The organism is Weissella sp. DD23, from assembly GCF_001579105.1.
In the GTDB taxonomy this organism is placed as follows: Bacteria; Bacillota; Bacilli; order Lactobacillales; family Lactobacillaceae; genus Weissella; species Weissella cibaria.
The window spans coordinates 2,355-3,954 of sequence record NZ_KQ970403.1; the positions used below are offsets into that span (position 1 = coordinate 2,355).

Below are 1,600 nucleotides of genomic sequence, written 5' to 3' on the forward strand. Positions count from 1 at the left end.
AATGGTAACGATGCCCTTAGTATTAAGATCGACACCTTCCGGGACGGCATTGTCTGCCTGATACACACGCCGGTAACTTGGTCGCACGTGCGTCACCGAGACGTCCTTCGTTGTGCCATCGTCATACCAATCGTTGGGGTCATAACCACTTTGCGCTGTTACAACTGCCTTTTTCTGCTTGAAATTTGCGTGCGACCGGCGCCGTAACACTTCAAACAAAGCAAACGCCACTGCGGCCACAACAATTAAAATGAACTCAATCATGATAAGCCTTCTATATCTTAATATAAATCTACACAGAAATTGTAGGCTCATTCTCTCAGAGATTCAAGCTATTAGGCTAGATAATCTACAACTGCGTGCATTGACGTTTCCCATAACCCTTGGCCATCTTGCCCGTCGACATCTTGGTTCTTCACCTTCAGCAGGTGGTTACCGTTATAAACAGCGCCATCGGTAAAGTCAACTCCCGGTGTACCCAAAGCTAACTTAACCAGGCGTCGCGCACTCTTAGCTGGGCTAATTGTTCCCAAATATTTCAGTGGTGTCTGATAGAGCCAGCGCATCACAGTATTCGATTCACTCGAAAAACTCGTCCGGACGACTCCCGGATGAAACGCAACCGCATGTAGTTGTCCTGGATAACGACGCACTAATTCACGGGTGAATAAGATATTTTCGTACTTCGCATATCCGTACGCTTTTTCCGACGTATAGCTTTGGACCACGTTGAGATCATTCACATCAAATGGTGCCCCAAACAGATTAGCCGCGATACTTGACGTTGCGATGACTGTCGCGTGATCCGCCAACAATTTATCGAGCAACAGTTGGGTCAATAAAAAGGCGCCTAAGTGATTAACCTGAAACGTCTTCTCGAAACCATCGGCCGTTAATGTCCGCTCGCCCATGATACCGCCGGCATTATTCGCCAGCACATCAATATGATCATACTGGCGTAGCTCGTTTGCCAGACGTTGCACATCGGCAAGTTTCGTAAAGTCCGCCAAGTGGTATGGTATCTTAAGCGCATTCGCGACAGCTGCCGTCTTTGTTGGATTGCGTCCGACAATGATGACTCGGTGCCCTAAACCAACTAATACTTTTGCCGCAGCAGCACCAATACCGTCACTACCACCAGTAATTACAATTGTTTTCATGAGTATCCCCTATCGTTTTGAACGCTTTGCCTCGTCAATAGCCTCTTCAATTGCCGTAACCATAACGGCCTTTTTCATATTAATCTGTTTTGACGACCGCACCTGCTTAATCTTAATTTGCTTGGTCAAGTGCCAACGCTCCGTTGTTGCTGTATACAGACGCTTGCCGTTGTTATCCGTAATCCGATAACTAGTTGCGAATAAATGGAATGGATTCCGCCGCGATTGGCCAACGACATCCCCTGCTTTATCCAAAAACTGGTACTGATGGAAGAACAAGGCCCACACCTTTTCGCGCAGTGCGCCATCATACGTACCGTCGGCCGTCGCGAAGACACCGCCGCGTGCGATTGACAACGCTAATAGTCGCCGAGACTGGTGTTCACGGTAAGCCACGTCACCAGCTGGTGTCTCAAGCGCCAACGTATCACCAAACGGGT

Annotated in this window: 3 protein-coding genes; all 3 read right to left on the bottom strand. The window is 48.3% G+C overall.

What is annotated here, in order from left to right:
• Positions 1–264: hypothetical protein (locus tag WEIDD23_RS13825; RefSeq protein ID WP_197458890.1), on the bottom strand; the 264-nt coding region annotated here is incomplete at its 3' end.
• A gap of 71 nt (positions 265–335) precedes the next feature.
• Positions 336–1,160, bottom strand: a complete 825-nt coding sequence (locus WEIDD23_RS11675) for an SDR family NAD(P)-dependent oxidoreductase (protein ID WP_062359076.1) — start codon at positions 1,158–1,160, stop codon at positions 336–338.
• Between the two features lie 9 nt (positions 1,161–1,169).
• Positions 1,170–1,600, bottom strand: a 431-nt coding sequence (locus tag WEIDD23_RS11680) for a hypothetical protein (protein ID WP_197458891.1), incomplete at its 5' end; no start/stop codon positions are given.

Coding starts and splice junctions, on each gene's coding strand:
- WEIDD23_RS11675 (WP_062359076.1), bottom strand. CDS start 1,160: ATGAAAACAATTGTAATTACTGGTGGTAGTGACGGTATTGGTGCTGCT.